This is a genomic window from Psychromonas hadalis ATCC BAA-638 (assembly GCF_000420245.1).
GTDB classification, from domain to species: Bacteria; Pseudomonadota; Gammaproteobacteria; order Enterobacterales; family Psychromonadaceae; genus Psychromonas; species Psychromonas hadalis.
In genome coordinates this window covers 1-2,139 of the sequence record NZ_ATUO01000291.1, presented here as the reverse complement: position 1 = coordinate 2,139, position 2,139 = coordinate 1, and the positions used below count along the sequence as shown (strand labels likewise).

Here is a 2,139-nt window from a genome sequence, read left to right as displayed (position 1 = left end):
GTGTGATTGATGGTTGTTCTTCCATAAATTCAATTTGTTGTATCACTTTAGCGCGAACAAAGCTGTTGGATGTTAGGCCTAGTTTTTTCTTGAAAGTGTAGAAGCTAGACGTTGATAAGTGATGTTGTTGACAGTAATCTGAAATAGTTAACCCACTGGTTTGTTGATTTTTTACTAGGGTCTGCCATTGTGTTTCGTTGCGCGTTATTTTCATTGTTATTTCCTTTTATTTGACTTGAAAATAACATAACTGAGATCAGAAATTAGATGAAGGTGTGGTTGCCCTGACGCTTACAATGCTTCGTATGAATGAGCCCAAAGAGCTTGTTCTTGATCAATCGTATCTCCACTTTCTAAATCATAGATAATCGCATCATCTACGGATGAAAGGACAAAAGGAGAGTGAGTTGTGACAATAAATTGAATATTTGGAAACATCGAGTTTAAGAAAGGTAGTATTTGACGTTGCAGAGAAACATGTAAATGCGTTTCAATTTCATCAATAAGTACAATACCGCCAATATCTAGTCTGCCGAAACTAATAGCCTCCATTCGAATTATTATTTCGGTGATCATATTTACAACCGCTGAGTAACCATCTGATAATAATTTAAGATCAATTATTTCACCATTTTCCGCCTCTAAAGTGTAATCTAACTCGTTACGAAGAAATTTGAGCTTTACTTTTTTCTCAAATAACTCACTAAACAGTGAGTCTAAATTATCAAACCAGTTCCGTATCGCTTGTGCTTCTACCGCTTCATTATCCTCATTTGCAAAAGCCAATTGAGAGCGACGATTAACTAAATGATGGATAAAGGTTGCGCCTGCAGTATGTAAACCTATGGCTTCTTGAGTTAATTTGGGTGCGCTTATATGTTGTGGTTTACTAAGATTGGTCATACGTTTAGCTTCAAAATATGCCAATACACTATCTTGTTGATTGAATAAATTAATATCAGAATAGGTTACGGTAACAGCTGAGCCTTGGGTAAGAATGACATCTCTATAAGCTTCAACTTGTTTTTCTAACTGAATATATTCAGGTGTGCCACGTTGAATCGATTTCATCTTGAGAAGATAAGTGTTTAATTTCACTTGATACTGATTATTTGTTTTACCTTTGCTAGATATATTTGCCTTTATTGAACGTAGTAAAGTACTTTTCCCGCAACCATTTTTACCCGTGATGATAATATTTTTTCTTTTTTCACCTGAAATTAATACGCTGATATATTTCTGTTTTATATAAGGGTGTTCAAGCGCTTTAATAGCCGTTACATATAAATAGTTGGACATTAAATATTCCTATTGATAAATATAAGAGGGAGAGGGAGAGCCCCTCAATTATCTAAACACTCTTTAAAAACTTAGGGTCTTCACTCTAAGTTTGTTATGACTTCTGTTAGATGATCAAAGTTATCCAATTTACTGGGTATAATTGGCATTTTAGTATGAAAGTAAATTTAATATGGCAGAGCCAATACTTTATAACCTTTTGAATCTATATACATGACATGTTACTCAAAACAATGAAATACTTCTAGCTTGATAATTAAGTATTACTTTTGATTTTTCAAGGTAACACTCATTACTAAGTCGCTTTGCATATAATGGGATCAGGTATTTCATTTTCATTTTAGATAATGAGCGGGGAAAAACGTCTCTTATTACCGAACTCAATCTATGTATATTCCAAAGTCACTAGTGCGAGGCAAGCTCGCTTGAAGCATCTCTATATATGGTTAGAGTGGTTTCGCCTCTCGACAACTTTAGCGTATGAAGAACCGAAACGTAGTTTCGCAGTCTGAAGTAGCATGCCTCTCAACAGCAAGAGAAAGTAAGCAAAGAGTGCCGTTCCGAAGCATTTTTTTATCTGCTAAAAAGTATGATTTCTTAACGCACCGTGCCTGAATGCACGTCCATGTGCATGCAGGCACTAATAAAATCATCCATGATTTTCTTTGCTAAAGTCAGACTTTCCAGCAGAAAAATGCAACGAAATCTTTCTGCTCCCGACTTTGTCATCAGGCTACAAAATATTTATGGAGATCCCATAGTTTAAGGTTTAAGGTTTAAGGTTTAAGGTTTAAGGTTTAAGGTTTAAGGTTTAAGGTTTAAGGTTTAAGCAGATATTAT

General features: G+C 34.9%; 2 protein-coding genes. Both read right to left on the bottom strand.

From position 1 onward, the window contains the following. Positions 1 to 214: IS66 family insertion sequence element accessory protein TnpA (gene tnpA / locus G322_RS0118925; RefSeq protein WP_022942626.1), on the bottom strand; the 214-nt coding region annotated here is incomplete at its 3' end. A gap of 77 nt (positions 215 to 291) precedes the next feature. Further along, positions 292 to 1,299, bottom strand: a complete 1,008-nt coding sequence (locus G322_RS0118920) for an AAA family ATPase (protein ID WP_022943234.1) — start codon at positions 1,297 to 1,299, stop codon at positions 292 to 294. Between the last annotated feature and the right edge of the window lie 840 nt (positions 1,300 to 2,139).